23 protein-coding genes are annotated in these 24,492 nt (G+C 67.2%); 16 read left to right on the top strand and 7 right to left on the bottom strand.

Annotated elements, in window-relative coordinates:
- Position 1 precedes the first annotated feature (1 nt).
- From HALRU_RS01540 to HALRU_RS01530, 3 genes are all read right to left on the bottom strand, one after another.
- Positions 2–319 (bottom strand): EMC6-like membrane protein, encoded by a 318-nt coding sequence (locus HALRU_RS01540; RefSeq protein WP_015299664.1) that lies wholly within the window; start codon positions 317–319, stop codon positions 2–4.
- Between the two features lie 80 nt (positions 320–399).
- Positions 400–1,431: a hypothetical protein gene (locus tag HALRU_RS01535; protein WP_015299663.1), complete on the bottom strand. Its 1,032-nt coding sequence runs from the start codon at positions 1,429–1,431 to the stop codon at positions 400–402.
- 10 nt (positions 1,432–1,441) lie between these two features.
- On the bottom strand, positions 1,442–1,969 hold the full coding sequence (locus tag HALRU_RS01530) for a DUF7344 domain-containing protein (RefSeq protein ID WP_015299662.1): 528 nt from the start codon (positions 1,967–1,969) through the stop codon (positions 1,442–1,444).
- A 251-nt stretch (positions 1,970–2,220) separates the two neighbouring features.
- On the opposite strand from HALRU_RS01530, the gene HALRU_RS01525 reads away from it, so the two are divergent.
- The 6 genes from HALRU_RS01525 to HALRU_RS01500 all read left to right on the top strand — a co-directional run bounded on the left by HALRU_RS01525 (position 2,221) and on the right by HALRU_RS01500 (position 7,436).
- Positions 2,221–2,670, top strand: coding sequence for a hypothetical protein (locus HALRU_RS01525; RefSeq protein ID WP_148680389.1), 450 nt, complete (start codon positions 2,221–2,223; stop codon positions 2,668–2,670).
- Between the two features lie 197 nt (positions 2,671–2,867).
- Positions 2,868–3,764 (top strand): CARDB domain-containing protein, encoded by an 897-nt coding sequence (locus tag HALRU_RS01520; RefSeq protein WP_148680388.1) that lies wholly within the window; start codon positions 2,868–2,870, stop codon positions 3,762–3,764.
- 61 nt (positions 3,765–3,825) lie between these two features.
- Positions 3,826–5,007, top strand: a complete 1,182-nt coding sequence (locus HALRU_RS01515; RefSeq protein WP_394294992.1) for a signal peptidase I — start codon at positions 3,826–3,828, stop codon at positions 5,005–5,007.
- 123 nt (positions 5,008–5,130) lie between these two features.
- Entirely contained in the window at positions 5,131–6,297 is a 1,167-nt protein-coding gene (locus HALRU_RS01510) for a DUF5305 domain-containing protein (protein ID WP_015299658.1), read from the top strand.
- Positions 6,298–6,529: 232 nt separating this feature from the next.
- Positions 6,530–6,826, top strand: a complete 297-nt coding sequence (locus tag HALRU_RS01505) for a winged helix-turn-helix domain-containing protein (protein ID WP_015299656.1) — start codon at positions 6,530–6,532, stop codon at positions 6,824–6,826.
- 181 nt (positions 6,827–7,007) lie between these two features.
- Positions 7,008–7,436: a hypothetical protein gene (locus tag HALRU_RS01500; RefSeq protein WP_015299655.1), complete on the top strand. Its 429-nt coding sequence runs from the start codon at positions 7,008–7,010 to the stop codon at positions 7,434–7,436.
- Between the two features lie 89 nt (positions 7,437–7,525).
- Here the strand turns inward: HALRU_RS01500 and HALRU_RS01495 are convergent, their stop codons facing one another.
- Positions 7,526–9,430 carry a PINc/VapC family ATPase gene (locus HALRU_RS01495; RefSeq protein ID WP_015299654.1) on the bottom strand — a complete coding sequence of 635 codons (1,905 nt, stop codon included), beginning with the start codon at positions 9,428–9,430 and terminating at the stop codon, positions 7,526–7,528.
- Between the two features lie 196 nt (positions 9,431–9,626).
- Here HALRU_RS01495 and HALRU_RS01490 point away from each other — a divergent pair, with 196 nt between their 5' ends.
- On the top strand, positions 9,627–10,730 hold the full coding sequence (locus tag HALRU_RS01490) for a PAS domain-containing sensor histidine kinase (protein WP_015299653.1): 1,104 nt from the start codon (positions 9,627–9,629) through the stop codon (positions 10,728–10,730).
- Positions 10,731–10,758: 28 nt separating this feature from the next.
- On the opposite strand, the gene HALRU_RS01485 is transcribed toward HALRU_RS01490, so the two are convergent.
- Positions 10,759–13,968, bottom strand: coding sequence for an ATP-binding protein (locus HALRU_RS01485; protein WP_015299652.1), 3,210 nt, complete (start codon positions 13,966–13,968; stop codon positions 10,759–10,761).
- A gap of 225 nt (positions 13,969–14,193) precedes the next feature.
- Between HALRU_RS01485 and HALRU_RS01480 the strand changes: the two genes are divergently transcribed.
- The 6 genes from HALRU_RS01480 (at position 14,194) to HALRU_RS01455 (ending at position 20,403) form a co-directional block, all read left to right on the top strand.
- Positions 14,194–15,840: a globin-coupled sensor protein gene (locus tag HALRU_RS01480; RefSeq protein ID WP_015299651.1), complete on the top strand. Its 1,647-nt coding sequence runs from the start codon at positions 14,194–14,196 to the stop codon at positions 15,838–15,840.
- Positions 15,841–15,902: 62 nt separating this feature from the next.
- Complete coding sequence (locus tag HALRU_RS01475; protein WP_015299650.1) at positions 15,903–17,096, top strand: M20 family metallopeptidase; 1,194 nt, start codon at positions 15,903–15,905, stop codon at positions 17,094–17,096.
- Between the two features lie 94 nt (positions 17,097–17,190).
- Entirely contained in the window at positions 17,191–17,724 is a 534-nt protein-coding gene (locus HALRU_RS01470) for a DUF7342 family protein (RefSeq protein WP_015299649.1), read from the top strand.
- Between the two features lie 8 nt (positions 17,725–17,732).
- Positions 17,733–18,167, top strand: a complete 435-nt coding sequence (locus HALRU_RS01465; protein ID WP_015299648.1) for a hypothetical protein — start codon at positions 17,733–17,735, stop codon at positions 18,165–18,167.
- Positions 18,168–18,302: 135 nt separating this feature from the next.
- Positions 18,303–19,826, top strand: coding sequence for a carboxypeptidase M32 (locus tag HALRU_RS01460; RefSeq protein WP_015299647.1), 1,524 nt, complete (start codon positions 18,303–18,305; stop codon positions 19,824–19,826).
- 115 nt (positions 19,827–19,941) lie between these two features.
- Positions 19,942–20,403, top strand: a complete 462-nt coding sequence (locus HALRU_RS01455) for a hypothetical protein (protein ID WP_015299646.1) — start codon at positions 19,942–19,944, stop codon at positions 20,401–20,403.
- A 63-nt stretch (positions 20,404–20,466) separates the two neighbouring features.
- Here the strand turns inward: HALRU_RS01455 and HALRU_RS01450 are convergent, their stop codons facing one another.
- Both HALRU_RS01450 and HALRU_RS01445 read right to left on the bottom strand, forming a co-directional pair.
- Positions 20,467–20,850 (bottom strand): hypothetical protein, encoded by a 384-nt coding sequence (locus HALRU_RS01450; RefSeq protein ID WP_015299645.1) that lies wholly within the window; start codon positions 20,848–20,850, stop codon positions 20,467–20,469.
- Between the two features lie 116 nt (positions 20,851–20,966).
- A complete protein-coding gene (locus tag HALRU_RS01445) occupies positions 20,967–21,584 on the bottom strand; it encodes a hypothetical protein (RefSeq protein ID WP_015299644.1) in 618 nt (205 codons plus the stop codon).
- A gap of 343 nt (positions 21,585–21,927) precedes the next feature.
- On the opposite strand from HALRU_RS01445, the gene HALRU_RS01440 reads away from it, so the two are divergent.
- The 3 genes from HALRU_RS01440 to HALRU_RS01430 all read left to right on the top strand — a co-directional run bounded on the left by HALRU_RS01440 (position 21,928) and on the right by HALRU_RS01430 (position 24,448).
- Positions 21,928–23,472 (top strand): carboxypeptidase M32, encoded by a 1,545-nt coding sequence (locus HALRU_RS01440; RefSeq protein WP_015299643.1) that lies wholly within the window; start codon positions 21,928–21,930, stop codon positions 23,470–23,472.
- Between the two features lie 128 nt (positions 23,473–23,600).
- Complete coding sequence (locus HALRU_RS01435; protein WP_015299642.1) at positions 23,601–24,050, top strand: hypothetical protein; 450 nt, start codon at positions 23,601–23,603, stop codon at positions 24,048–24,050.
- Between the two features lie 149 nt (positions 24,051–24,199).
- Positions 24,200–24,448, top strand: coding sequence for a hypothetical protein (locus HALRU_RS01430; protein WP_015299641.1), 249 nt, complete (start codon positions 24,200–24,202; stop codon positions 24,446–24,448).
- The last annotated feature ends 44 nt before the right edge of the window (positions 24,449–24,492 follow it).

The raw sequence follows: 24,492 nt of genomic DNA, 5'->3' as shown, positions 1-24,492 counted from the left end.
CTCAGTAGAGGGAGAGTTCGGTCAGCAAGATTCCCCACGTCACGAACCAGAACGAGAAGACCAGGAAGGTGATGAACAGGTAGAGCTTGAACCCGAGTTCGTCGTCGTCGTAGATCCCCGAGAGCTGGACGACGACCGTCTCGAGGACGATCGCCCCGAGCACGAACGCGAGTGCCGTGTTGTTCGTCGCTGCCGCTTCTGTCGCACCCACCTGCATGTACGAGAGGAGGCCAGCAGCAACCCCCAGGAGTGCGCTGGAGGAGGTCACCCCGATCGACCGGAGATGTTCCCCCCGGTCGCTCAACGTTACAGTCGACATGTGGTGGTCTCGGACGTGCGTGGGCAAAAGCCGTTCGGAGTGACTCGCAGGGACGTGGCGGCACGGTACCGATTCAGCACTCAGCCGCCGCTGTCGACGACCTCGATGTCCGTCTCAGCCTCGATGTACCGTTCGAGGTCGTCGTAGCTGTCGAATCGCTCGAGTTCCGCGAGCGGGATCGATTCGAGTTCCTCGCGGGAGATCGTTCCGTCGACCGAACCGGTGTCGCCAGCTGTCGACGCAGTTGTCATCCATCCACCACCGGAGTCGATGGCGAAGGTGTCGCTCGCCTGCGAACTGGCCGTGCTAAACGTCGCCCAGCTGAAGAAGTCAAACTCCGGCGAGACCCCATCGAGGACGATCCGGACCTCTTTGCCGGCCTTGATGTTCCCCTTCGCCGTGACGGTGATCGTAGCTGAGCCACTGGCCGGTTCAAACGTCCGGTCGTGTTTTCGAGCCGGCGAGCCGCCGACCGTGAGCGAGTCGATACTGGCACCGTCGTAGTTTGCCAGGAAGCTCGTGATATCGATCGTGACGGTTTCGCCGTTGTTCAGCTTGCCATCGAGCGCGAACGTCAGTTCCTGCGTATTCGAGCCGGTGACGTCGCCAGCGGACACCGAGACGAATCCGGGCGGGCCACCCCCGCCGTTGCCAGTGCAGCTGTAGGAGAACGTGTGCGTGTACGTGATGTCCTCGACGGCGAGCGTCGACCCGACGGCGTTGGCCGTCACCTCGACGGTCGCCTGGCCGGTACCGCCGCTGGCACACGTCAGGGAGAGGTCAGTCTGAGCATCCGGATCGAGCGAGGAGCCGAACCCGTCACTGATCGCGAGCGCGCCGTTCGGGTCCGAGACGATCTCGGCCTGCGTGTCGAGGGTGTCGAACCGTTCGTTGGCGTTGTTCGTGACCGTGAGAACCGGGGCGTCGTTCTGGTTGTCCGGCGTCTCGCCAGTCGGCTGGATGCCGAGGAGCGCAGATTCCGTGGGAGCGGTCTCGACGGTCGTTCCCCGGTCCGCCGCAAGGGTACTGAATCCGAAGACGGGGCCGGCCATGAGCAAGGCTCCCGCGACCACTAGCACCGCCCCCAGTTTCGTCAGTGAACCCCCCATCATGGTATTTCCCCTACGGCGGCCGTTCCATCTCCCCGAGGCGGTAGCGCCGACTCGTCAGCACGTGCGCGATAGCCGAGACGGTCACGGCGCCGAGCACCAGTCCGGCCCAGCCAAGCGGCGGTATCGTCTCCGTCGGGACGACGTCGGCCCAGACGCCCGCGAGGACGACGAAGCCGAGGACGGACAGGCCGAGGTAGTAGACGCCCCAGGGGATCGAGTCCGCGGGGACGATGTCCAGGTAGATTTCGAGCGCGTCGGCCTCGTCGGTCAGTTCGATCGTGTGATTCTCGAACTCCACCACGTCCGCTCGCTCGAGGGTGGGCAGGTGCGTCTGCTGGAGCGCGGTGTAGACACGCTTTCGCTCGGCGGACGTGAGTTCCTGAACCTCCTTGTCGAGTTCCCACGCGGCAACCTGCTCGGCGAGATCGCCGAGTTCGACCGGCTCGTCGACCCGCTTGCAGTAGTGGATCGCGTATCGCCGACGGCGATTGCTAAGCAGCTCGAAGATTTCGCCGTGGCTTCCGTGTGACGCTCCCATGCTGTCGCTCACCAGTCCGCGCACCCTCCCCCGAAGGTGTGACACATCTAGGACCGATCGCTACTAATGTGTTTGGGCCGACGACCGTCTCAACGGCCGAAATATCCGTTCAAGACCGGCTTGAACGACCTTCTGGCCAACCGTGCGACCGTTCCGGCTGCTCAATACAAAGGGGTAGTGGTGACTGGGCATGAGTAAGAACCGCGCCGCGTCGGGTTCGGCCCGCAGGGCGTGGGGGACATACCATGAGAATGAATCGACGCAACGTTCTGGTCGGACTGGGTGGCATCGTAGCAAGCGGCGGCGCACTGCTCGGCACGGGTGCGTTCAGCACCGTGACCGCAGATCGTACCGTGACCGTGGAGACGAGCGGCGACGCGAGTGCACGAGTGGCGTTCGAAGCGACGAGCGACTACGCGAGCATCACCAACGACAAGCTCGAGATCTCGCTCACCGACGCCAACATCGACGGCACGCTGACGGCGACTGGCGCCTTCAACATCATCAACAATCACTCCGCGGAGATCACGCTCGACGGCCCCTGGACGACCCAGAGCAACAATATCGACGTGACGTTGACAGCTCAGAACAACACGCTGGCGGCAGGTGGCACCACTCCGGTCGATCTCGAGATCGATACGAGCGGGGCTGCTGCAAACGCCACCCTCAACACGACGATCACGATCACCGCAACGACGTGAGACTGATCTGACCGGGGCAGGATTCGAGCATCGACGGACGGATTCGACGGCCGACGAGACCTCGTCTACTCGTGGGCGGAAACGCGTCAACCAGTGGGGACAGGAACCTGCCCAGCGGCGTCGCCACCGCGGCGCTGTCGGATCGACCCGGTCCCGAACGAGGGTCGCCCGGCTGGAAGATGATAGGGCCAGAATCGATGACACGCACGACGTGGCTGACGGTACTCGCACTCGGGTCGCTCCTGCTCGCCGTCCCGACGGCGGCGGTAGGTCTCGGCGCCAGTGACACCACCGCCGAGAGCGACGCGACCGAGGGTGTCGTACTCACTGCAGCGAGTCAGTACGCGACCGTCGAAGACGGGGAACTCACGCTCGACTTCGATCGACTCAACGTCGACGCGCGGACCGACGTCGACGCCGTCTTCGACGTGACGACGGCCGACGACAGCAGCGTCTGGGTCGAACACGACGTACGGGAAGTCACGTTCTACGCCGACGGCGACCGGAAAACCGCCATCGACGCCGCCGATCCTGTGTCCCTGTCCGGGGGCGAATCGGTTACCATCGGCGTCTCCATCGACACGCACGAGGCGCCGACCGGGTCGGAGACGTTCTCCATCGTCGTCGAGACGGCGGACGAGGATGACGATAGGCCCGCCGACGGGAACGAAACCGCGGCCGGCGAGGATGTGGATTTGACCGGAGAGCTGGCCGTCACGAACGCGTCTGTCGACGCGACGAACGTAACGGCCGGCGACACGGTCACGGTAACCGCCACCGTGTCGAACCTCGACGACCGGCGAATTGCCGATCGGATCCCGATCCTGGTCGACGGGGCCGTCGTCGACGATCGCCGTGTCGAACTCGCACCGAACGAAACCCGTACACTGACCGTCGGCTGGACGCCCGAATCGGCGGGCGTCTACCGACTCAGCGTGGGGGAGACGGCGGCGGGGACCGTCGCCGTCTCCGACCGCACGAGCATCTCACTCTCGTCGGTCGAGTTCGCATCGCCGCTGACGGCGGCGATCGCCCCGCCGGCGACGCTTGGGCTCGTGGCGATCGGCCGCGTCGTGCGAGGTCGGCGGCGTTAAGTCGGTGCCGGCCGAGGCCAGCATCGTAGCGTGGGTTAGCGCGGAGAGAACGAGGAAAATTGTGGTTGATATCGAAACGGCATCGCGGGTACTCGGCGTGGCGTTCGCCATCGTCGTAGCGGCGCTCGTCCTCGGCCAGGTGCTCGGCCAGCCGATGTTACTGGGGTACGTCGCCTCGGGAAGTATGGAACCCGCGATGGAGACCGGCGACGGGTTCGTCGCCGTGCCAGATGCCCTCGCCGGCGACGTCTCCGAGGGCGACGTGATCGTCTACGAAGCGCGTGAGGTCAACGGCGGCGGCCTGACGACCCACCGCGTCGTCGAAGAGACGGACGACGGCTACGTGACGAAGGGGGACGCCAACCCGTTTACCGATCAGGACGGCGGTGAGCCGCCGGTGACCGACGGCCAGATCGTCGCGAAAGCGCTCCAGATCGAGGGGACCGTCGTCACGATTCCCCACCTCGGGACGGTCGTGATGGGGATCCAGTCGCTGGTGCTCGGCGTCGTCGGCGCGATCGCCGGCGCGCTCGGCCTGGGGAACGGCCCGGGCGGCCTCGACGCCGACGGTGCGGGGGCGATGCTGGTCGGCCTCGGGGTCGCCATGTTCGGGTTCGGCGTCGTGTTCGATCGGGCTGGCCCACCGCGGCGGGAGACGACGCGGACGACCACCCGGCGGAACGTGATCGCCCTCTGGTCGGTGATCGCGCTCGTCTTGCTCGTCCTGGTGACGGCAGCGACCGCGACGATGGTCGTTCCGTCCGGCACGACGGGGTACGACGTGGTCAGCACCGACGAGCCGACCGACGATCCACAGCGGATCGCACCGGGCGAAACCAGCGACCTCACCCGCACGATCGACAACGCGGGGTACGTCCCGATCGTCGCCCAGACCGAACCAGCGAGCGACGGCGTCGCCATCGACCCGGCCCGGCAGGTCGTCGGGGCGCGGGACGAGGGCGAGGTGACCGTCACGCTGTCGGCCCCCGACCGAACCGGGACGTACGTCCAGACGGTCCGCGAGTATCGGTATCTGCTCGTACTCCCGCCGACCCTGTTGGGCTGGCTCCACGGCATCCACCCATATCTGGCCGTCGCGGCCGTCGACGCAGTGGTCGTGGGCGCCGCCGTCGTCCTGATCCTCGCCCTGTTCGGCCGGGACGACATCAAGTTTCGAACGCCCGGCTCGCACGTCCCGGTCCGACGCAGAGTGAGCCGGAAGCTTCGAAAGTGGCGCCGTTGAGCGTTCGGACGGGGCCAGTACGGTTATCAGTCAGTCGTTCGTACGTCTCGACAAGTCGGGGGTGTGCTGGCTGGGAACCGGCACGTGGGCTCGCTCGAAGCGAGGCCCGACGGGATGGGAACAATGATCGACAATCCACGAATCGACCTGCTCGTCGCTCGGTACGGCCGGACGTTACTCGTCGCGCTGGCCGTCTGCGGCGTCGTCGCGCTCGCACTATCCGGCTGGGCGGTCGCCTCGCCGGAGACGACCACGACGACCCAGCAGACGGGCACCGACCGCGTCTCGACCGAGGTCGGGACCGAAGCGATCGTCGAGACCGGCGGGCTCTGGCCCGAAGGGACGGTCCTCGAAGACGAACCGGTCTACCTCACGAACGCGACGGAGACGCTGACGCTCACGCCACGGACGACCGTCCCGACGAACGACGCGAGCGTCTATCACGACGTCACGCTCCGATACGAGGCCGTGCGCGACGGCGCAGTCTTCTGGAACGAGACGAGCCAGCTCAGTAGACAGGCACCGAGAGTACGCGACGGCGTCGCCAGCAGTTCGGTCGACGTCGACGTCGCCGCCGTCCGCGACCGGATGGGCGAGATCGAGCGCGAGGTCGCCGGTGTGGGCGACGTCCGCGTCGTCGCCGTCGTCGAGACGGAGTACGACACGGGGACGACCGCCGACGCGTTCACGATCGAGACGGAACTCGTCGCGACCGAACGCGCGTTCTGGCTCGCCCAGCCCGTCCCATCCCACGAGGAGACGCATCCGCAATACGCGCTCGTGACCGAGTCAGAGCCGCGCTCGACGGCGCTCGTCGGCCTACTGGCTGTCGTCGGGACGCTCTCACTCGGCGCGGCCTGGGGACTCGACCGGCGCCGCCCGATCGACGAGAAGTCGGCTCGCCGGGCGGTCCACGAACGCCGGTACGCCGAGTGGATCTCCCGCGGCTCGATCCCCATGTGGATCGGCGACCACCACATCGCACTGGACACGCTGGAGGACGTCGTCGACGTCGCCATCGACACGAGCGAACGGGTGGTCCACGATCGCCAGCGCGGCCTGTTCGCGGTCGTCTCGGACGACGTCGTCTACTACTACACCGACCGCGGCCTCTGGGAGGAGACCGCCTGGCCGAACATGAATCTGGAGGACACCACCGGCGGAGCCGAGGACACCGCCGGGGCGCCACCAGCCGCCCCCGGATCGGCACCGGCCGACGGCCCCGTCGGTCCGGGCGGTCCGCCGACGGACATCGATCCCGACGACGAAGACGCCTGGGAACAACTCTAGACGCGAGTCGGGCCCGAACGACGACCAATCGCCGCGATAGAAGGATGGATGGGCTGGCCACGTCGATCGCCGCTGGGCCGCTCGACCAACTAGACGGCCTGGTCCAGACCAACGTGACCGAGTGTATCTCGAATGTCCGCTGAGCACGCCGCAGCGGAGCCGATTTTCCGATAGCCCCGACGACCGATTCGAGAGCGTCAACTTTTATGCTCCTGGAGTGTTTCGATTCGTAATGATGGAAGCAATGGACTCGACGGAGCTCGGCGACTGTCCCCCCAGCGCCAAGCTCGTCTTCAAAGTACTGGAGTACGACGGCCCACTGACCCAGAAACAGATCGTCCAGGAGTCGATGCTGTCGGCCCGGACCGTCCGCTACGCGCTCGAACGACTCGAGGAAATTGGCATGGTCGACGAGGACATCTACTTCGCCGACGCTCGCCAGAGCCTCTACCGACTCGAAGAACCCGTCGCCGCTGACGGCGGGCTGGACGACGCCAGTGCAGCCGACGACGCCTGCTGCGCCGAATAACGAACAACCGCTGTTCTCTCGTCGCGACGATTCCAGCCAGCCACACCATCGCGCTCACAGGATCGCCACCGACTCGTCTGCCGGCGGCCCATTCGGCGAAACGGCAGAGTTGCGCTATCGAAACGGGTGAGTCACTCGTCGAGACGGTACCGTTAACCCGGTCGCGGACCCGTCGGGAGATATGAACGTCGACCGCGATCGACTGCCGCGCACCGGGTGGCTCTTCGTCGGGCTCCTCGTGATGGCACTCGTGACGAACCTGCTCAACGCACTCCTCTTTCATCCGCTCGGCCTGCCCGTGTCGTTCGGCGCCGCCACCGTCATCGCCGGGATGGCACCCGTCATCATCTACGTCGGGGTCTGGTACGACGAGGAGAAACGCCCCTACTGGGAGCACAACCGCCTCCGAATCGCGACCGACGTCACCTTCGTCGTCATCGGGACGCTCCTGGGCGCGTCGGTCGCGCTCTTCGGCCTCCTCGAACTCGGCCTGCCCCGCCTTCCCCGCGAACTGGTCGCCATGCTCGTCGGCCTCGTCGCCGGCTGGGCACTCTTCTACACCAGAAATCCGGAGATATACTTCCAGGATATCGAGACGAACGGCAACTGAGCGAGGACGACGTCGAACACGCAGTCAGTTTCGCCGATCGCTGCTCGCATCTGCGACGCTCGCGGTTCGACGCACACGGACCGGTCCGCCTACGACGAAACGACCGTAATCGGTTCCGTGTGATCGATCGCGTCTTCGAGTTCGTCAGCGATCGCACTGCCTCTCGACACCTGGATCTCACCGCCGCGACTCACCGTCGCGGTGAAGAGGTACTCGCCGGCCGCCTGGACCTCGACGGTCTCGCCGTCGTGGCCCTCGACCGGGATGACGACGTGGCGCGAGGTGATCTCGGGCTGGACGAGCTGGCCGACGGGGTCACCGGTCGGCTGTGCGCCGCCGGATCGACCGCCGTTCGCGCTGCCAGCACCCGCGGTGGCGTCGCCATCGCCCCCGCCGGAGTGGGGATTCTCCTCGTGCGTGCGAACGTCGATGCTGATACCCAGGCGGTTCTCCACGTCGGTGATGCGACCGCCACCTTTGCCGATGACAGAGGAGATGTCGTCGTCCTCGACGTAGACGACGGCTTTGTCCTGGCTCTTGAGACGGACTTCGACGTAGCCCCTGGCGATCGAACGGATCTCGCGTTCGATCTCCTGTTTGGCGATGCGGTCGACGCCCGACTCGCGCGCGCCGGGGCCGTCCTCGTCATCGTCGAGGGGCACCGTGACGACCTGGCGGTTGAACGTGTAGATCTCGTAGGCAGGAACGCCGGTCTGGAAGTCCGTCACCTGGATGACCGGGCGGGCGAGGTCCTCCTCGGTCAGGCCCGCGGGGACCTTGACCGTCGTCTGGACGTCGTAGACCGTGTCGATCTCACCGGCGTCGACGTAGACGACGGTGTCGACGATCTGGGGGATCATGCCGAGTTCGACCCGGCCGATGAGCCGCTGGAGGGCGTCGATCGGACGCGTCGCGTGGACGACGCCGATCATGCCGACGCCCGCCAGGCGCATGTCCGCGAACACCTCGAAGTCGTCGGTCTTTCTGACCTCGTCGTAGATGGTGTAGTCCGGCCGGACCATCAGGAGGGCGTCGGCCGTCTTCTCCATCTTGCCGCCGAGGGCGGTGTACTGCGTGATCTCGGGGCCGACCTGGAGGTCTCGCGGTTTCTCCATCGTCTTGACCGCGTAGTCGTGCGTCTCGAGGTAGCGCGCGATCGCCTGGGCGAGCGTCGACTTCCCGGCCCCCGGCGAGCCGGAGACGAGGACGCCGCGCTGGCGCTCGAGGAGACGCTCTTTCAATTCGTCGGCGTGTTCGTAGTCCTCGAGGTCGGTCTGGGCGATCGGTCGGACGGCCGTGATCTCGATGCCGTCGGCGAACGGCGGGCGAGCGACCGCGATACGATAGTCGCGGAACTGGACGATCTTCATCCCCGGCTCCGTGAGTTCGATGAAGCCGTCGGGGGACTCCTTGGCGCCGTCGACCACCTCGCGGGCCCACTCGTCCATCGTCGCCTCGTCCGTCAGCTCGTCGGCGATCTCCTCGTAGCGCATCTCGCCCAGGGCGCCCCGCTTGGCCTTCGGGATCGTGTCCGTCTTGAGGTGGACGCTCATCGTCTCGTCGTCGAAGAAGTCCTCGATCGTGAGCGTTCCCACGTCTCGCGACTTCGGCGAGATGTACTCGACGGTGAGGCCCTTGGCCTTCGCGACTTCGGCCTGGACGACGTCGCTCGTGACGAACGTCGCGTCACGTTCCTCGGCCAGATCGCGAATGAGTGCGTCGATCTCGCCCTCCGAGGCGCGCCCTCGTTCGCCCGCCGTCGGGCGCTCGCCGATGTACTCGAGATCGATCTCGCCGTCGTCGGCCAGGCCGGCCAGCGAGTCGAGTTCCGAGAGCCCCTCCCAGCCGCTGTCGAGGCCGTCGTTGGCCTGCGACTCGAGTTCCGCCACGACGGCCTCGGGGACCGACACCGTCGCGTCCGCGAACGTCCCGTCCGCGATCGAGGCCGAGACGCGGCCGTCGATCACCACACTGGTATCCGGCACGACGTGCATACCGGCTCTCGGTTACGTACGCTGATAAGGGTGTCCACCTGTCGAACGATTGCGGAGTACGTCCGGGTGGACCACCTGTCGAACGATTGCGGGGTAGTCCGGGTGGGTCCCGTCCCGTCCACCGTGCGATTCTCGCCGATCGGCGAGATCCAGTCGACCGTTGGCTTGAATAGTCACGGAGTCAACGATCACCTGAATGGACGATCGGGGCCTGGACGGGGCGGACGAACTGACGATTCTCTCGCGGTCGGAGCTCGCGGACCGGGTTCGCCAGCGGACCGCCGACCTGGAGAACCTGATGGACACGATGGTCGACGTCCTCGTGAAGCTCGGCCCCGACGGCCGGATCCGTATGGCGAACGAGGCCGTCGGGGAGATGCTCGGCTACGACCCCGACGAGCTCGTCGGCAAGCCGATCGACTACGTCCTCGCCGAGTCGAGCGACGACGTCGAACTCTCCTCGATGTTACACTCGGGCGAGCTGATCGAGCACCTCCTTCGTGAAGGGAGTGTCACCGATCTGGAGAGTTACTTCGAGACCAAAGACGGCGAGGCCGTGCCGACGAGCCTCTCCGCGTCGGTGATGACGGACGACGCGGGCAGCGTCGAGGGGATCGTCTGCGTCGCGACCGACACGACCGAGCGAACCGAAGCCAAAGAGCGCGCCGAGTTCCTCCACTCCGTGCTCAGACACGACCTGGGGAACAAACTCACCGTCATCGACGGCTACCTCGACCTGCTCGCCGAGACGGATCTGACCGACCAGCAGCGAGAGTACCACGCGTACGCGGAGAACGGCGTCACCGAGGCGATCGACCTCGTCGAGAACGTCCGGACGCTCCACCAGCTCGACGCCGACGAGGAACTCTCGTCGATCTCACTTTCCAGAGTGATTCGCGAGACCGTCGATCGCCACGCCGACCTGGCGAGCCAGCACGACGTCGACGTCGAGACCGACGTGGACGAACTCCACGTCACAGGCGGCACGCTGCTCAAAGAACTCTTCGCCAATCTCGTAGAAAACGCCCTGGTCCACTCCGGTGGCACCCAGATCCGCATTCGGACGGCCGCCACCGACGACGCCGTGACCGTCTTCGTCGAGGACGACGGCGACGGTATCGATCCGGCCGACCACGAGCGCATCTTCGATCGCGGCGTCTCGATCGGCGAGTCCGGCGGGACGGGCCTCGGTACCCACCTCGCCGCCGAGATCGCGGACACCTACGGCGGCGAACTCACCGTCGACGATTCGCCCCTGGGCGGCGCCCAGTTCTGCGTTCACCTGGAGCGTGCCAGGTAGGATCGTGAGGCGAGCGGGTTGAATCGGACTACTTGCCGTCAGTCACGGCGACGTCCGCGTCGAGTACCGCTACCTCGTCCGACAACTGCGTTTCGTACAGCGTCATTCCGGCCGATGCCGCGAGTTCGATCCCGGTTTCGTAGTGCTCACGCGCGTGACCGGTGTTCCCTTCGTCACGTTCGAGGCGCGCCAGTTCACGCCGGGCGCGAATTTCCGCGAGCGCGGAGAGGCCCGATGCGTCGGCGAGGGCGGTCTCGAGGCGATCCCGGGCCGCCGCTCGCTGCCCGGTGGCACGAAGCGCCGCGCCCAGGGTTACCTCGACGGCTATCGTCTCCTGTCGGTTGCCCTCGGGCGCGACATCGTGCGCACGGCGGGCATATTCGATCGCAGTGCCGGGCTCGTCGGCCGCCAGGTGTGTCCGAGCGAACTGGTCGAGCAGGGAGGTTTCGGTGCGAACGTCCTCGATAGAGCCGAGAATCGAGGTGGCCGACTGCAGGTGTTCGAGCGCCGGGTCGACGGCCCCCTGCGCCCGTTCGAGCGCCGCGGCGTTGATCGCGCTGGCCCCCCGCAGGTGAGAGAGGTCGTGTTCGGCGGCCAGTCTGAGTCCCATCGCGACGTGCCAGCGCGCGGCATCGACGTCGTCGGCAAGCTGGTAGGCCCGACTCAGGTGGGTGTGAAAGTGGGTCCGCTGTTCGACCGCTTCCGATTCGTCGACGAGCGAGAGTGCCCGTTCGAACCCGTCGATCGCCCCTGGGGCGTCGCCGACGGACAGGTCCATGGCGCCCAGGTTCCACAGCGCGGTCGCGACCGTGTCTGCGTCGCCGGCACGCTCACCAAGGTCGATGACGTCCTCGTAGTACGACCGTGCGTCTTCCCAGTCGCCCCGGCTCTGAGCGGCGACGCCGAGGTTGTGCTTGGCGAGGATGCGCGCCCGAACGTTTCCCGTCTCCTCGGCGACGTCGTGACAGCGTTCGAGCGTCTCGACGTACGCGTCGGTCCGCCCCGCGCTCCGGTAGACGAGCGCGACGTCGTTGAGACAGCGGGCGAGTTCGCGGTCGGCCGACGCCGTTTCGAGCAACGAGACGGCTCGTTCGCCGTACTCGACGGCCTCCTCGATCGCCCCGGTGCGGCGAGAGACGTTGGCGAGATTCTGGTGGGATCGACCAAGCGAGAGCGCGAAGTCGATCGACTCGGCGAGCGTCCGCTGGCGCTCGAACTGCTCGACCGCCGCCTCGTGCTCGCCGCACTTCATGTGCGCGCTGCCGAGGTAATCGACGAGCCAGCAGACTGCCTCGGTGACCTCGTCACCGCCGACGTCGAGGCCGCGCCGGGCGAACGTCTTCGTCTGCTCGTACTCGCTCTGCTCGAAGTGCATCCGGGCCTGGTAGTAGTAACTGCGCCGGATCCGGTCCGGCTCGTCGGTGGCCTCACGGACGTACCGGAAGTACCGGTCTGCCGCGTCGAACTCGCCGCGGGTGTAGTAACTGTCGCCGAGCGATTCGAGCAGGGCCAGCGCGTCGTCGTCACGGTCGAGGTCGCGTGCGATCGACAGGGCGCGTTCGTAGTGTGCGGCCGCTACGTCGTGAGCGTACGTGGCTTCCGCGTCCGCGGCTGCGAGTTGGTACTGTTCGAGGGCAGCCGCCGCCTCATCCGCCCGATCGAAATGCGTCGCGATCCGGGCGTGGTTCGGGTCATCGTCGGCTGCCAGCAGGGTGGCGATCTCCCGGTGGCGGTCCCGACGACGGTCCGCGTCGAGTGCCGATCTGGCGCCGCTCCGGAGGACGTCGCTGCGGAATCGATACCCGCCGTCCGTCTCACGCCAGATGCCGGCGTCGACGAGCAGGTCGACCCGGTCTCGCAGTCGCGTCGGCGAGAGCGCACAGAGCGCGCCGAGGGTCTCGACGGTGATCGGTTCGTCGACGAGTGCGCCGACGTCGACCAGTTCGCGCGTCTCGTCGTCGAGGCGGTCGAACCGGCGGCGGATCGTCGTCTCGACGACATCCGGCGCGGAGAGGGTGTCGGTATCCGTCGGGTATCGGTCGACCCGCGGATCGAGCGAGCCGTCCTCGAGCGCCGCGGCGACCGTCTCGACGACGAACAGGGGGTTCCCACCCGTCACCGTGTAGACGGCGTCGGTGAAGGCCGCGGGGACGCCGCGCTGACCGAGTTCGTGTTCGACCAGCGTCGCCGTCGTCTCCCGGTCGAACGGCGAGAGCGGGAGGACGGTCGGTCCATCGGCGTCCGCCCCCACCCGCTCGCCGAGCGGGTCCACGTCGTCCACACCGTCGCCACGGTACGTACACAGGAGCAAGACGGGGGCAGATGCGAGCAACGAGTGGAGGTGCGCGAGCAGGTCGAGCGTCGCGCTATCGGCCCACTGCAGGTCCTCGACGACCAGCACGACCGGGCCGTCGGCCGCGCGCGTTTCGAGCCACGTTGCGACGTCGGCGTACAGACGCGTCCGGTGGGCCCGGTAGGTTTCGGCATCGGGTGTCTCGAGCACGGTGTCGACGTCGAAGGCGGGCGTGGTCGCGTCGCCCGCGTCGAGTGCGGCTTCGATCGGTTCGAACGGCGCATCGCCGCCGGGCCGACTGCGGCCGACGAAGACGTCCGCACACCGCTCCCGGACGCGCTCGACGAACGCCTCGACGACCGTCGTCTTGCCGACGCCCGCGTCACCGGTGACGACGACCGTCTGGGTTGTGTTGGAGGGAGGCTGGCCGGCGTCGGTCTCGATAGAGTCCGCCGGGTTCGTCGTTGTGAGCGACTCGAACGCCGCCGTCAGTCGGTCGAACGTCTCCACACGGTCGACCACATCGTCGAACGCCGCTTCGAGGAGGAGTTCGCCCGACGGCGAGCGGCGGACGAGGGCTTCCGCGACCGAGATATCGACGGTCTCGGGAACGTCGCACAGGTCGCACTCGATCGTGTCGGTGCCGTCGAAAACGGTGACCCGTTCGTCGGCCAGTTCCGTTCGCAGCTCCGCGACGCGGTCGTGCCCCGCGTCCGTCAGCCGATATCGTGTCCGGTCGGCGTCGTCGACCGACTCCTCGACGAGGCCCGACCGGGTCAGCGAGGAGAGCGCGGCGAGGAGCTGGACGCGGTCAGCCAGCGACTCGCCGAACGCGATCGTCTCGCTCAGTTCGACCGTCGTCGCGCTCCCGTCCGCCCGCTCGTCGACGGCACCGGTCGAATCGAGCGCGAGGACGACAAGGTCCGCGACGCCGTACGCAGTCATCACCCTGAATTGAACGGCGACCGGTAAAACCGTTCAGGCCCATACAACGCGCCACGCCCACGAGCACCGTGCCCGGCGATCGACACGGTGATTGCCGGCAGCACGTCGAAACGCCCCACCGGGTGGAGCCAGCAAGGAACGATCGGACGACGGGAGGCTGATCGGATTCTCAGCGGCCGGGAACGCTCTCGGACACTTACCGAAACACCCGAACACGTTCCCATCATGCAACCGCAGCAGATGTTCGGGCACGGTGGACTAAACGACGCTCTCGATGTCGACGAACTCGTCTGCCGGATCGGGCTCGACTACGAGGAGATCGCGTGGCGCAAGGAGTTCATCGGGTTCGACGAGGCCGACGAGCGCCGACTGGCCGACCTCGAACCGCTCTTGCGGGCCAATGCGGCGGTCATCGCCGACGACTTCTACGAGAACGTCCTCGAGTACGAGGAGACCCGGGCGATCGTCGACCGCTCGCCAAAAGGAGTCGAGGCGCTCAAACGGACCCAGCAGGCCTACCTCGTCTCGCTCGCGACCGGCGACTACGACCGGTCGTACTTCGAGAACCGGACCCGGATCGGCAAACTGCACGAACTACTCGATATGCCCCTGAAACACTACGTGGGGCAGTACGGCGTCTACTACGATCTCATCCTGTCGCGGATGAACGAGCGCGTCCAGGCGCAAGTCGTCGATGCCATCGAGGCGTGGGCCGCCGAGCGCGAGGCCGAACAGGACGTGGGCGGCCTCGGCCGGTTCGTCGGCGCGCTGGGGCTCGGCGGCGAGGACGCGGACGGCGACGACGGCCTCGAGGAGTCGTTCGAGCGGGCCGTCAGGGACGCCATCGACGACGGCATGATGGACGTCCTCTCGCTGTTGCGGATCATCAACCTCGATATGCAGATCGCGACCGACACGTACGTCGACTCCTACGCACAGCGGCTCGAGGAGTCGATCGAGCGGCGCGAGCGACTCGCCGCCGAGGTCGAAACGGACGTCCAGACGCCGCTCGGGGAGCTGTCCGACGCCAGCGAAGACGTCGCGGAACGCGCCGAAACGATCAGCGACCACACAGAATCCCAGGCTGCGGCAATCGGACAGGCCGCACGCGAACTCGACGAGGTCAGCGCCGCCGTCGAGGAGGTTGCTGGCGTCGCGGACGAGGTCGGTACGGAGAGCGACCGAACCGAGCGCCTCGCGGCCGACGGCGTCGAGGCGGCCGACGACGCGGTGGCCGAACTCGCGGCCATCGAGGACGCGACCGACCGCGTCGCCGAGGCGGTCGAGGGGCTCGCGGCCCGGACCGACGAAATCGACGAAATCGTCGATCGGCTCGACGACCTCGCCAATCGCACGACGGTGCTGGCGGCGAACGCCAAGATCGAGTCCTCCCGGTCGGGCGATCAGACGAACGAGACCATGGACATCATCGCGTCGGAAGTGCGGTCGTTCGCCGAGCAGACGAAAGCCGATCTGGGAGCGATCGAAGACGCCGTCGAAGCGGTTCGCGAGGAGGCGTCGGCGACGATCGCGACGACCGAAGAAACCGTCGCTCGCGTCGACACCGGCACCGATCGCGTCCGAGAGACGGTCGACTCGCTCGAGAAGATCCACGAGGCGGCCGAATCGACGGCCGCGGGCATGGAAGACGTCGCCAGCGCGGCCGACCAGCAGGCCCGCGGGGTCGAGCGGGCGGCAGAGACACTCGCCGAGCTCTCGGGGTCGGCCGACGAGGTCGCGAGCGCCGCGGAATCGGTCGCGGCGGCCAGTCAGCAACAGACCGCCAGCCTGCGCGAGATGCGGACGTCGGTCGCCCGGCTCACCGACGAGCCACCAGAGACAGCGCCGCCGGTCTACGAGCGGGTGGACTGACTCGCCGGGATACCCCCGCCGGTTCCGGTGGACTGAACAGCGACGCCGTCGATGGGTCGGCCATGACCCTCGTCGAATTGACCCGTGAACTCACCGCGATCCCGAGCCACGAGGACGCGACCGCCGCCGGTGACTTCCTCGAAGACTGGCTCCGAACGGAAACCGATGCGTCGGTGACGCGCGACGCCGCTGGCAACGTCCTCGCCCGTCGCGGCGATCCCGACGGGAGGGCGCTCGCCCTCGTCGGCCACCACGACGTCGTCCCGCCGGACGCGTCACAGGTCGCGGAGAGCGGGGCTGACGATCGCGAAACGGTCGATCGAGACGCCAGCGAGGACGGTGGGGGCGCGAACGGCCGCGGCGCAGACGAGTACGTCGTCACGGAACGCGACGGCCGGCTCTACGGCCGCGGGACGGCGGACATGAAGGGTGCCGTCGCCGCAATGGCACTGGCGTTTCGGGACGCAGACGTGGCGGCGGAGGAGGACCGAGCGAACGGCCGCGGCGAACTCGTCTTCGCGAGTTTCGTCGGCGAAGAGATCGGCGGCGAGGGCGTCCGCCACGCCATCGACGAGGGGTTCGCCCCGGACGTCGCCGTCGTCGGCGAGGGATCGACGAACTACTCGCGATCGGGCGTGACGGACGTCGCCGTTGCACACAAGGGCCGCCGGGCGAGCACGATTACCGCCCACGGCGAGGCGGCCCACGCGAGCGAACCGGAGGCGGGGACGAACGCGATCTACCGGGCGAGCGAGGCGGTCGACGTCGTCCGTGAGCTGTCGGCCCCCGAGGTGACGATTGCGGGTGAGTCGCTGTCGGGCAGCGTCGTCGTCACGGAGATCGACGGCGGGTCGGCCTGGAACATCGTGCCGGACCGGTGTACGATCACCGTCGACGAGCGCACCGTGCCCGGCGAACGGGCGCCGCTCGACCGCGTCGAGGCGATCGAGGGCGTCGAGTGGGCCGTCGACCAGGACCTGCCGCCGATGGCTTGCGAGGACGACGCGTTCGCCGACACCGTACTCGACGCCGCCCGCCAGGTCCACGAGCAGCGTGGTGAGTCGGAACCGACCCACGTCACGAAACCCCACGCGACCGACGCGGGCTGGCTCGCCGACCGCGCCGGAACCGAGTGCGTGATCGTCGGTCCGGCCGAACCCGGAGAGGCCCACACCGCAGACGAGAGCGTCTCGATCGACGTCCTGGAACGGTGTCGGGCGGTGTACCGGGCGACGGTGGAGGCGTGGGTCGCGTAGCGGCCAGATCGTATCGCTGACACGATCCCCACCCCGCCTACAGGAAATTATTCCTCGAAGAAAGAACTATATCCGCAGCCGTGCAAGAACTGCTATGGCCGACGGCGACACATCGGGTGGTCCACCCGCCTTCGAGGACGCGTTCGGCGGCGACGACGTCGAACAGCGCGTGTACGGGACAATCCTCCAGACCCGCAATCCGACGGCAGCGAACGAAATCGCCGAAGGGGCCGACTGCGATCCGAAAACTGCTCGGAAGTACCTGCGCTGGTTCACCGAGCTCGGAATCGTCACTCGACACGATGGACGGCCGGTCACATACGAGCGCAACGACACCTACTTCGAGTGGCGACGAATCGATCGGCTCGCAACCGATCACTCCGTCGACGCCCTGCAGCAACGCGTCCGGGAATTGACGGCGCGAATCGACGCGTACGAGGACGTCTACGACGCGTCGACCCCGGCCGCCGTCGACGCTGTCGCGGCTGCGGAGGCGAGCGATGACCGGACGATCGACGACGTGTACAGCGATCTGGGCGACTGGAAGACCGCACGCGAGGAGCGACGGCGCCACGAACGCGCTCGCCAGCAACGAAGCGGTGCCGGGACCGGACGGGTATCCGGCTAGCCACATCGATGGCACCGCCCGCAGGAGACGGGGGAAGCCCCGCACCCATCGATCGTCCGATTCTCGAATTCCTCCAGACGCACCTGCAAGCGACGAAGCAGGTCGCTGAAGCGGTCGTCACGGATTCAAGCGGACACCTCGAACTACACGTGACGCTTTCGGCGTCATTCTATCCCGAATCCGTCACTGAGGCGACCCTGTCCGTTCGGTGGTACACGAACGACGACTTCTCCGTGCACTATCGAGAGTCCCACGAGGATCACACCTGGGACTGCCGGTGGGATCGCCATCCGAATTCCCACAATTCCCGGGATCACTTCCATCCGCCACCGAGAGCGAGCACCCCCGGTGACGATGCCTCGTGGCCGACCGATTACCGCGACGTCCTGCGCCTCGTCCTCGGAGACATCGAGACCCGTCTCACCGAGCTCTGGAACGTGTGAGAGCGAGGGTTCAACCGCACCCATCGTCGGGACGCTCGTCCTCGACCGCACGAAGGGGCCAGCCACAGCGTGAATCTAGCGGCCCCACCGGCCGATACCACGACGTTCATGTCGGTCGGCACAGAAGTGCAACCAATGGCACCGGAACAGGAGGCGACGTCCGTCACGGACGCCTACGAGGAGCTCGAATCGCGCGTCGAACGGCTCACGAACATCACCGCCGGAGCGGGCGTGCTTCGGTGGGACCAGGAGGTCATGATGCCCGAAGGCGGGACACCCGCCCGGGCGAAACAGCTCTCGACGCTCTCGTCGATCTCCCACGAGGAGCTGACCGATCCGGAGATGGGCAACCTCCTCGACGAACTCGAGGCGGCCGACCTCGACGAGGCACAATCGGCGGTCGTCCGCGAGATCCGCCGAAAGTACGACCGTGCGACGAGCGTTCCCACCGAGCTCGTCGAGGAGATCTCCGAGACGACCGCGAACGCGCATCCCGTCTGGACGGAGGCGAAGGAAGAAGACGACTTCGAGACGTTCGCCCCGACGCTCGAGACACTGATCGAACAAAAGCGCGAGTACGCCGAACACATCGACCCCGACGCCGACCCATACGCGGTGTTGTTCGCCGAGTACGAACCGTACCTCGACCTGGAGACGGCCGAGCGCGTCCTCGAACGGCTGCGCGACGAACTCGTCCCCCTGATCGAGGCGATCGGCGAGAGCGACGTCGAGCTCGGTGGCGCGTTCGACGGCACGTTCGATCCCGAGACGCAGGAGGAACTCTCGCGCGACGTCCTCGATACGGTCGGCTACGACTGGGATCGGGGCCGCCTCGACACCGCACCGCACCCGTTCTCGACCGGGACGCAGTTCGACGCCCGCGTCACCACCCGCTTCGACGAGGAGGATCTGCTGGGCTCGATCACCTCGACCGTCCACGAGTTCGGTCACGCCAACTACACGCTCGGCCTGCCCGACGAGGGCTACGGCACGCCGCTGGGTGAGTCGCGCGACCTCACCGTCCACGAATCCCAGTCCCGCCTCTGGGAGAATCACGTCGGTCGCTCGGAAGCGTTCTGGGAGTGCTTCCTCCCGACGGCCGCCGAGCGCTTCCCCGCCCTCGACGACGTTTCGGCCCGCGAGGCCTACGAAGCCGCGAATCAGGTCTACGACGACAACCTCATCCGCACCGAGGCGGACGAGCTGACCTACCACATGCACATCATCGTCCGGTTCGAGATCGAGCGCGACCTCATCTCGGGCGATCTCGACGTCGAAGACGTCCCCGAGGTCTGGAACGACAAGTACGAGGAGTACCTGGGCGTCCGGCCCGAGACCGACGCCGAGGGCTGCCTGCAGGACATCCACTGGAGCCACGGCTCGTTCGGCTACTTCCCGACGTACTCGCTTGGCTCCGTGCTCGCCGCACAGCTGTACGCCGCCGCCGAGGACGAAGTCGGCGACGTCGACGCGCAGGTCCGCGAGGGCGCGTTCGACGAGCTCAACGGCTGGCTTCGCGAGAACATCCACCGCCACGGTGCGACGTACACCACGCCCGACCTCGTCGAGAAAGCCACCGGCGAGGGCTACACGGCCGACTACTTCATCGACTACGCGACCGAGAAGTACGGCCGACTGTACGACCTGGACGAATACTGACTCGGCTGTCGCCAGACCGACCGATCCGGCCAGTTCGCGACCGCATCGTGGGTGCCGTCGGATCGGCTCCCCGGGGACCGGCACCTATTTTTGGCTGTCACGGCCACGAGCGGGTATGTTCGACATTGCACGCGGCGTGATCCGCGGCGGGTTCGCGGTGCTCGGCGGCTACCTGTGTACGCTGGCGCTCGTCGTCGGCGGGCTCGTCGAGGCACCAGCGGGGGCCGCCCACGCCTTGCTCGACGCCCACACGATCGTCCTCGGGAGCGGAACCGCTCCCGTGACGCTCGTCGGTGTCCCCCTCGTCGTCCTGGGGCTGGCCGGCTACCGGATCGGCAACGGAGTCGGAACGGGCGTCGTCGGTCGGCTTCGCGCGTCGGTCACGTCGCTGTTCGGGTCGAACACGAACCAGACGCGAGGCGCGCTCGTTGGCGTCGGCTACCTTGCTCTCGGCTACGCGCTGAGTGTCGCACTGGCGAGCGCCGTCGTCGACGTGTCGATCGGTGAGACCGCCGTCGGCGCCTTCGTCGTCGCGGCCCTGGCCGGCGCAGTCGGCGCGCTTGTCGGGGTTCGATAGGCGCGAGTCAACGCGAATTTGTCAGGTGGACCGGCTCAGACCGTGTACGTGCGACAGTGTCGACTACAACAGCCCCTCGCCGAGGACGATCACGGCCACGTTGTTCGCCAGTAGCAAGAATCCGGCCGCGAGCAACCCGCCGAGGAAGATCTCGACGGCGAGGGCGACCGGGCCGCGATAGCCCGGGGGCAGCTCACGGACGATCGCGAACAGCGCGTGGAAGAACGCCGCGAGAACGACCAGTACGGCGACGTGACCCGCCACGACGACCCAGAGCGACTGGCCGTAGAGCCAGGCCATGAGCGGGTTTCGTTCGTAGCCGAGGCCGACCGTCCCGGCCGCGAGGACCGAGAGCAGGAGGTCGAGCGTGAGAAACAGGAACAGCACGACCGCTGCCCAGTCCCAGTACTCGTCGTAGCGGGGCGTCGCGTCGAACCAGGTCGTCATGGGGGTCCAGACCGGATGGTCTGGCTCCCGATTGTGGGAGTCTGGGAAAGAAGGTTGTGGCCGGCGTCGGCTCCGTTCGGCATCCCCGGCGAGTTGGTGTGCCCAGATCGGACGGATCAGGCGGCCTGGAGCGGCCCCTGTCGCCGGCGAAGGATCTCGAAGAGGCCGAGCGACGTGGCCAGCGCGCCGAGCCCGACGACGGCGAGGACGAGCCCGGCCTTCCCGGCGATCGGCGTCGCCCCCGCAGAGAGGAGGCCGGTCGACGCGGCGAGGACGATCGTGATCGCGGCCATCACCAGCGGAACGGCCGCGACGGTGGCCGGTCCGGCGAGGCCGGGTTCCGGCGGCTCAGCGGTCGGCCGGCGGACGAACCGGACGTCGTCGGATCCGTAGCGGCGGGTGAACGCCCGCCACTCCGTCGGGTCGTCCGTGTGTGCACTGATCGAGTAGCAGAACACCCCGCCGTAGGACTCCCTGAGAATGTGAAAGTTCGTGCGGAACCGTCGCCCGAACGCGTCGGCGAAGCAGATCGCCACGTCGTCGACCACGACGGCGGCTTCGTCACCGCCGCCGGGTCGGTCGACGCTCGCGTCGGGAAACAGCGAGTCCAGGTACGTCGCCAGTGACGCCGCCGCCGTCGGCGACGTCTCGTACTCCCACTCCCGAAGCGCCCGTTCCAGTCGCTCCCTGTCGACGGACCCCCCAGCCCGTCGGGTTTCCGACCCCCCAATCATACTCGACCGAAGGACAACTGGGGCCAAAATAGTTTTCATGGTTCAGGAGATTCAAGGCCACCGATACGTCCGCAGAGAGGAGGTGGGCCACTCGATTCGGCGACGTGAAAATAACCCGACGACGACGGAGAGAAGAGTTTCAAGCCGACCTTTCGTCGACGCGTCGGGCCACAGCGGCGGGGTCGGGAGGGTCGAGAGCACCACGAGCATCACTCGGGCGGATCGTCGAGCGGAACCACAGCTGTGAGCACCCGCAGAACGGGCGAGGCGTCGGGACCCGCGGGCACCGGTCGGGCCGACCGATACCCGAACATTGACAACCACACACATTTCGATTCGTGACATGGCAACAGGTGACGAACGCGGCGCCGACGCCGCCGCAGCCTACGACGAGTTGACCGAACGGTACCAGCAGTATTCCTACCTGCAGCACGCGGGGATGGTAGTCGGCTGGGACCAGCAGGTGATGATGCCAGACGGTGGGGCGCCCGCCCGGGCGAAGCAGCTGGGTGCCCTGTCGACCGTCGGGCACGATCTCCTGACGGACGACGCGATGGGAGCAGCACTCGACCGGCTCGAAGGGGTCGAGACGGCCGACGATGGCCAGCTCGACGGTGAGCCGTTCGACGACGACCAGCGGGCGGAGGTTCGCGAGATCCGTCGCGACTACGAGCGCTCGGCGAGCGTCCCCAGCGACCTGATCACGCGACTGTCCGAATATCGATCCGAAAACCAGGGCATCTGGCAGGAGGCGAAGGCCGAGGACGACTACGAGACGTTCGCACCGCGACTCGACGGCCTCGTCGACCTCGAACGCGAGCGCTCGGCGGCCATCGCCCCCGACCGCGACCCCTACGAGGTGCAGTACGAGGATCGCCAGCCATACCTGCCGCTCGAACGCGTCGAGGAGATCTTCGAGGAGCTTCGGGGGCACCTCGTCCCGCTGATCGAGCGCATCCGGACCGAGGGGCGGGACATCCCCGAGGTCGTGACGGGGACCTACGACGCCGAAACCCAGGAGGAACTCTGTCGCGCCGCACTCGATACCGTGGGCTACGACTGGGATCGTGGCCGGCTCGACACCGCGCCGCACCCCTTCATGTCCGGCACGCAGTTCGACGCCCGCGTCACCACGCGCTTCGACGAGTCGAGCCCCCTCGCGGGCCTGATGGCCGTCATCCACGAGTACGGCCACGCCTCCTACCAGCAGGGGTTGCGCCAGGACGCCTACGGCTCGCCGCTTGGCTCCCCGCGATCGTCCGGCGTCCACGAGTCCCAGTCGCGCTTCTGGGAGAACCACGTCGGGCGGACGAAGCCCTTCTGGGAGCTGTTTCTCCCCACCGTCAAAGAGCACTTCCCGTCGCTCTCGGACCTCACCGTCGACGACGCCTACGCCGCGGTCAATCGCATCTATCCGGAAAACCGCATCCGCGTCGAGGCGGACGAACTCACCTACCACATGCACATCATCCTCCGCTGTGAGATCGACAGCGCGCTGATGCGAGGGGAACTCGACGTCGAAGCCGTCCCCGACGTGTGGAATCGGAAGATGGAGGAGTACCTCGGCGTGGTGCCGGACACCGACGCCGAGGGCTGTCTACAGGACATCCACTGGTCGTCCGGACTCGGCGTCTTCCACGGCTACACGATCGGGAGCGTCCTCGCCGCCCAGCTCGACGCCGCTCTGCGCGACGATCTCGACGTCGACGGCCTCGTCCGCGAGGGCGAGTTCGACCCGATCCGCGAGTGGATGACCGAGCACGTCCACCGCCACGGGAAGCGCTACCGCACCGACGAACTGATCGAGGAGGCCACCGGCGAACCGCTGACCGCCGACTACTTCCTCGAGTACGTCGACGAGAAGTTCACCGACCTGTACGACCTCTGAGGACGCGACGCTTCGGCGGACGGGTGCGGAGCGCTCACGGCCACTCGACCGGCTCGCGGACGCGAGGTCGAGTTCGGACTGGCACCTGCCGGGGGCGAACCCTTTCGGCCGGCGCGACTCCCTCGGGTATGCGAGTCTCAGTTCCGGGAATTCCCGGCGTGTACTACGATACCGACGCGAAGACGACGATGTTCACCACGGCGCTCACGGCGGCCAGCCGGCGAACGCCCAAGCCCAACGCCTACGCCCTGCAGGCGCTGGCACTCCTGTGGTCGATCGACGTCGACCTTCGTGAGGTGCCCAACGACCATCCACTCCAGTACCTCCACCCGGAGGGCGCCTACAGCTTAGAGGAGTTCTCACGCGATCGGCTTCCCGGCCCGGACGTCGGTGGCGGCGTCGAACGTGGCTTCCAGTTGGCGTACGCGGTCAACCGACAGGCCGAGCGCGGCATCGACAGCGTCCTCGGGCGCGACGACGCGACGACGGAGGGGACCGTCATCGAGATTACCGAGGGAACCGAGCCCGAGCGACCCGACGGCTCCAGGACCGACGGGATCGGCTCGACGGACGCCTGAGTACGTGGCTCCAGCTGGCGGCTGTTTCGAACGAAGCATCGAGAGTCGCGTAATCGACGGCCTGCATCCGCCGGGACCGCACCCATTTCGAGGGCGCCCCTAGACGCAGCAGGGTCGACCGCGAGCGGGCGCCCCTGGCGTGAGAGACAATGGCAGATGTACTCGACGTACTTCGGCGCGGTATCGCGGCGATCGGAGCGATCATTCTGGTCTTCGGCCTGGCCGGCGCTATCGTCGCCGGCGGCTGGCTGGTCTGGCTCGGCACCGACTGGCTCTACGACTACCTCCCGGCGACGGAGGCGAGCGCGGCGGCGCTGTTGCTCGTCGCCCTGTACGTCGTGATCGTCGGCATGATCATCTACTCGCTCGGCGATCTGCGAGCCGGAGAGGGCGAGTGATCGGACGGTCGGCGGGCGGGCGTCGCCCGCAAACTGCCGTCGAC

Source organism: Halovivax ruber XH-70 (assembly GCF_000328525.1).
GTDB classification, from domain to species: domain Archaea; phylum Halobacteriota; class Halobacteria; order Halobacteriales; family Natrialbaceae; genus Halovivax; species Halovivax ruber.
This window is presented reverse-complemented; position numbering and strand designations above follow the sequence as displayed.

Bases quoted from the DNA above. Each gene is read 5' to 3' on its own strand.
- HALRU_RS01540 (WP_015299664.1), bottom strand. From the start codon at position 319: ATGTCGACTGTAACGTTGAGCGACCGGGGGGAACATCTCCGGTCGATC.
- HALRU_RS01535 (WP_015299663.1), bottom strand. From the start codon at position 1,431: ATGATGGGGGGTTCACTGACGAAACTGGGGGCGGTGCTAGTGGTCGCG.
- HALRU_RS01530 (WP_015299662.1), bottom strand. From the start codon at position 1,969: ATGGGAGCGTCACACGGAAGCCACGGCGAAATCTTCGAGCTGCTTAGC.
- HALRU_RS01525 (WP_148680389.1), top strand. From the start codon at position 2,221: ATGAATCGACGCAACGTTCTGGTCGGACTGGGTGGCATCGTAGCAAGC.
- HALRU_RS01520 (WP_148680388.1), top strand. From the start codon at position 2,868: ATGACACGCACGACGTGGCTGACGGTACTCGCACTCGGGTCGCTCCTG.
- HALRU_RS01510 (WP_015299658.1), top strand. From the start codon at position 5,131: ATGATCGACAATCCACGAATCGACCTGCTCGTCGCTCGGTACGGCCGG.
- HALRU_RS01505 (WP_015299656.1), top strand. From the start codon at position 6,530: ATGATGGAAGCAATGGACTCGACGGAGCTCGGCGACTGTCCCCCCAGC.
- HALRU_RS01500 (WP_015299655.1), top strand. From the start codon at position 7,008: ATGAACGTCGACCGCGATCGACTGCCGCGCACCGGGTGGCTCTTCGTC.
- HALRU_RS01495 (WP_015299654.1), bottom strand. From the start codon at position 9,430: ATGCACGTCGTGCCGGATACCAGTGTGGTGATCGACGGCCGCGTCTCG.
- HALRU_RS01490 (WP_015299653.1), top strand. From the start codon at position 9,627: ATGGACGATCGGGGCCTGGACGGGGCGGACGAACTGACGATTCTCTCG.
- HALRU_RS01485 (WP_015299652.1), bottom strand. From the start codon at position 13,968: ATGACTGCGTACGGCGTCGCGGACCTTGTCGTCCTCGCGCTCGATTCG.
- HALRU_RS01480 (WP_015299651.1), top strand. From the start codon at position 14,194: ATGCAACCGCAGCAGATGTTCGGGCACGGTGGACTAAACGACGCTCTC.
- HALRU_RS01475 (WP_015299650.1), top strand. From the start codon at position 15,903: ATGACCCTCGTCGAATTGACCCGTGAACTCACCGCGATCCCGAGCCAC.
- HALRU_RS01470 (WP_015299649.1), top strand. From the start codon at position 17,191: ATGGCCGACGGCGACACATCGGGTGGTCCACCCGCCTTCGAGGACGCG.
- HALRU_RS01465 (WP_015299648.1), top strand. From the start codon at position 17,733: ATGGCACCGCCCGCAGGAGACGGGGGAAGCCCCGCACCCATCGATCGT.
- HALRU_RS01460 (WP_015299647.1), top strand. From the start codon at position 18,303: ATGGCACCGGAACAGGAGGCGACGTCCGTCACGGACGCCTACGAGGAG.
- HALRU_RS01455 (WP_015299646.1), top strand. From the start codon at position 19,942: ATGTTCGACATTGCACGCGGCGTGATCCGCGGCGGGTTCGCGGTGCTC.
- HALRU_RS01450 (WP_015299645.1), bottom strand. From the start codon at position 20,850: ATGACGACCTGGTTCGACGCGACGCCCCGCTACGACGAGTACTGGGAC.
- HALRU_RS01445 (WP_015299644.1), bottom strand. From the start codon at position 21,584: ATGATTGGGGGGTCGGAAACCCGACGGGCTGGGGGGTCCGTCGACAGG.
- HALRU_RS01440 (WP_015299643.1), top strand. From the start codon at position 21,928: ATGGCAACAGGTGACGAACGCGGCGCCGACGCCGCCGCAGCCTACGAC.
- HALRU_RS01435 (WP_015299642.1), top strand. From the start codon at position 23,601: ATGCGAGTCTCAGTTCCGGGAATTCCCGGCGTGTACTACGATACCGAC.
- HALRU_RS01430 (WP_015299641.1), top strand. From the start codon at position 24,200: ATGGCAGATGTACTCGACGTACTTCGGCGCGGTATCGCGGCGATCGGA.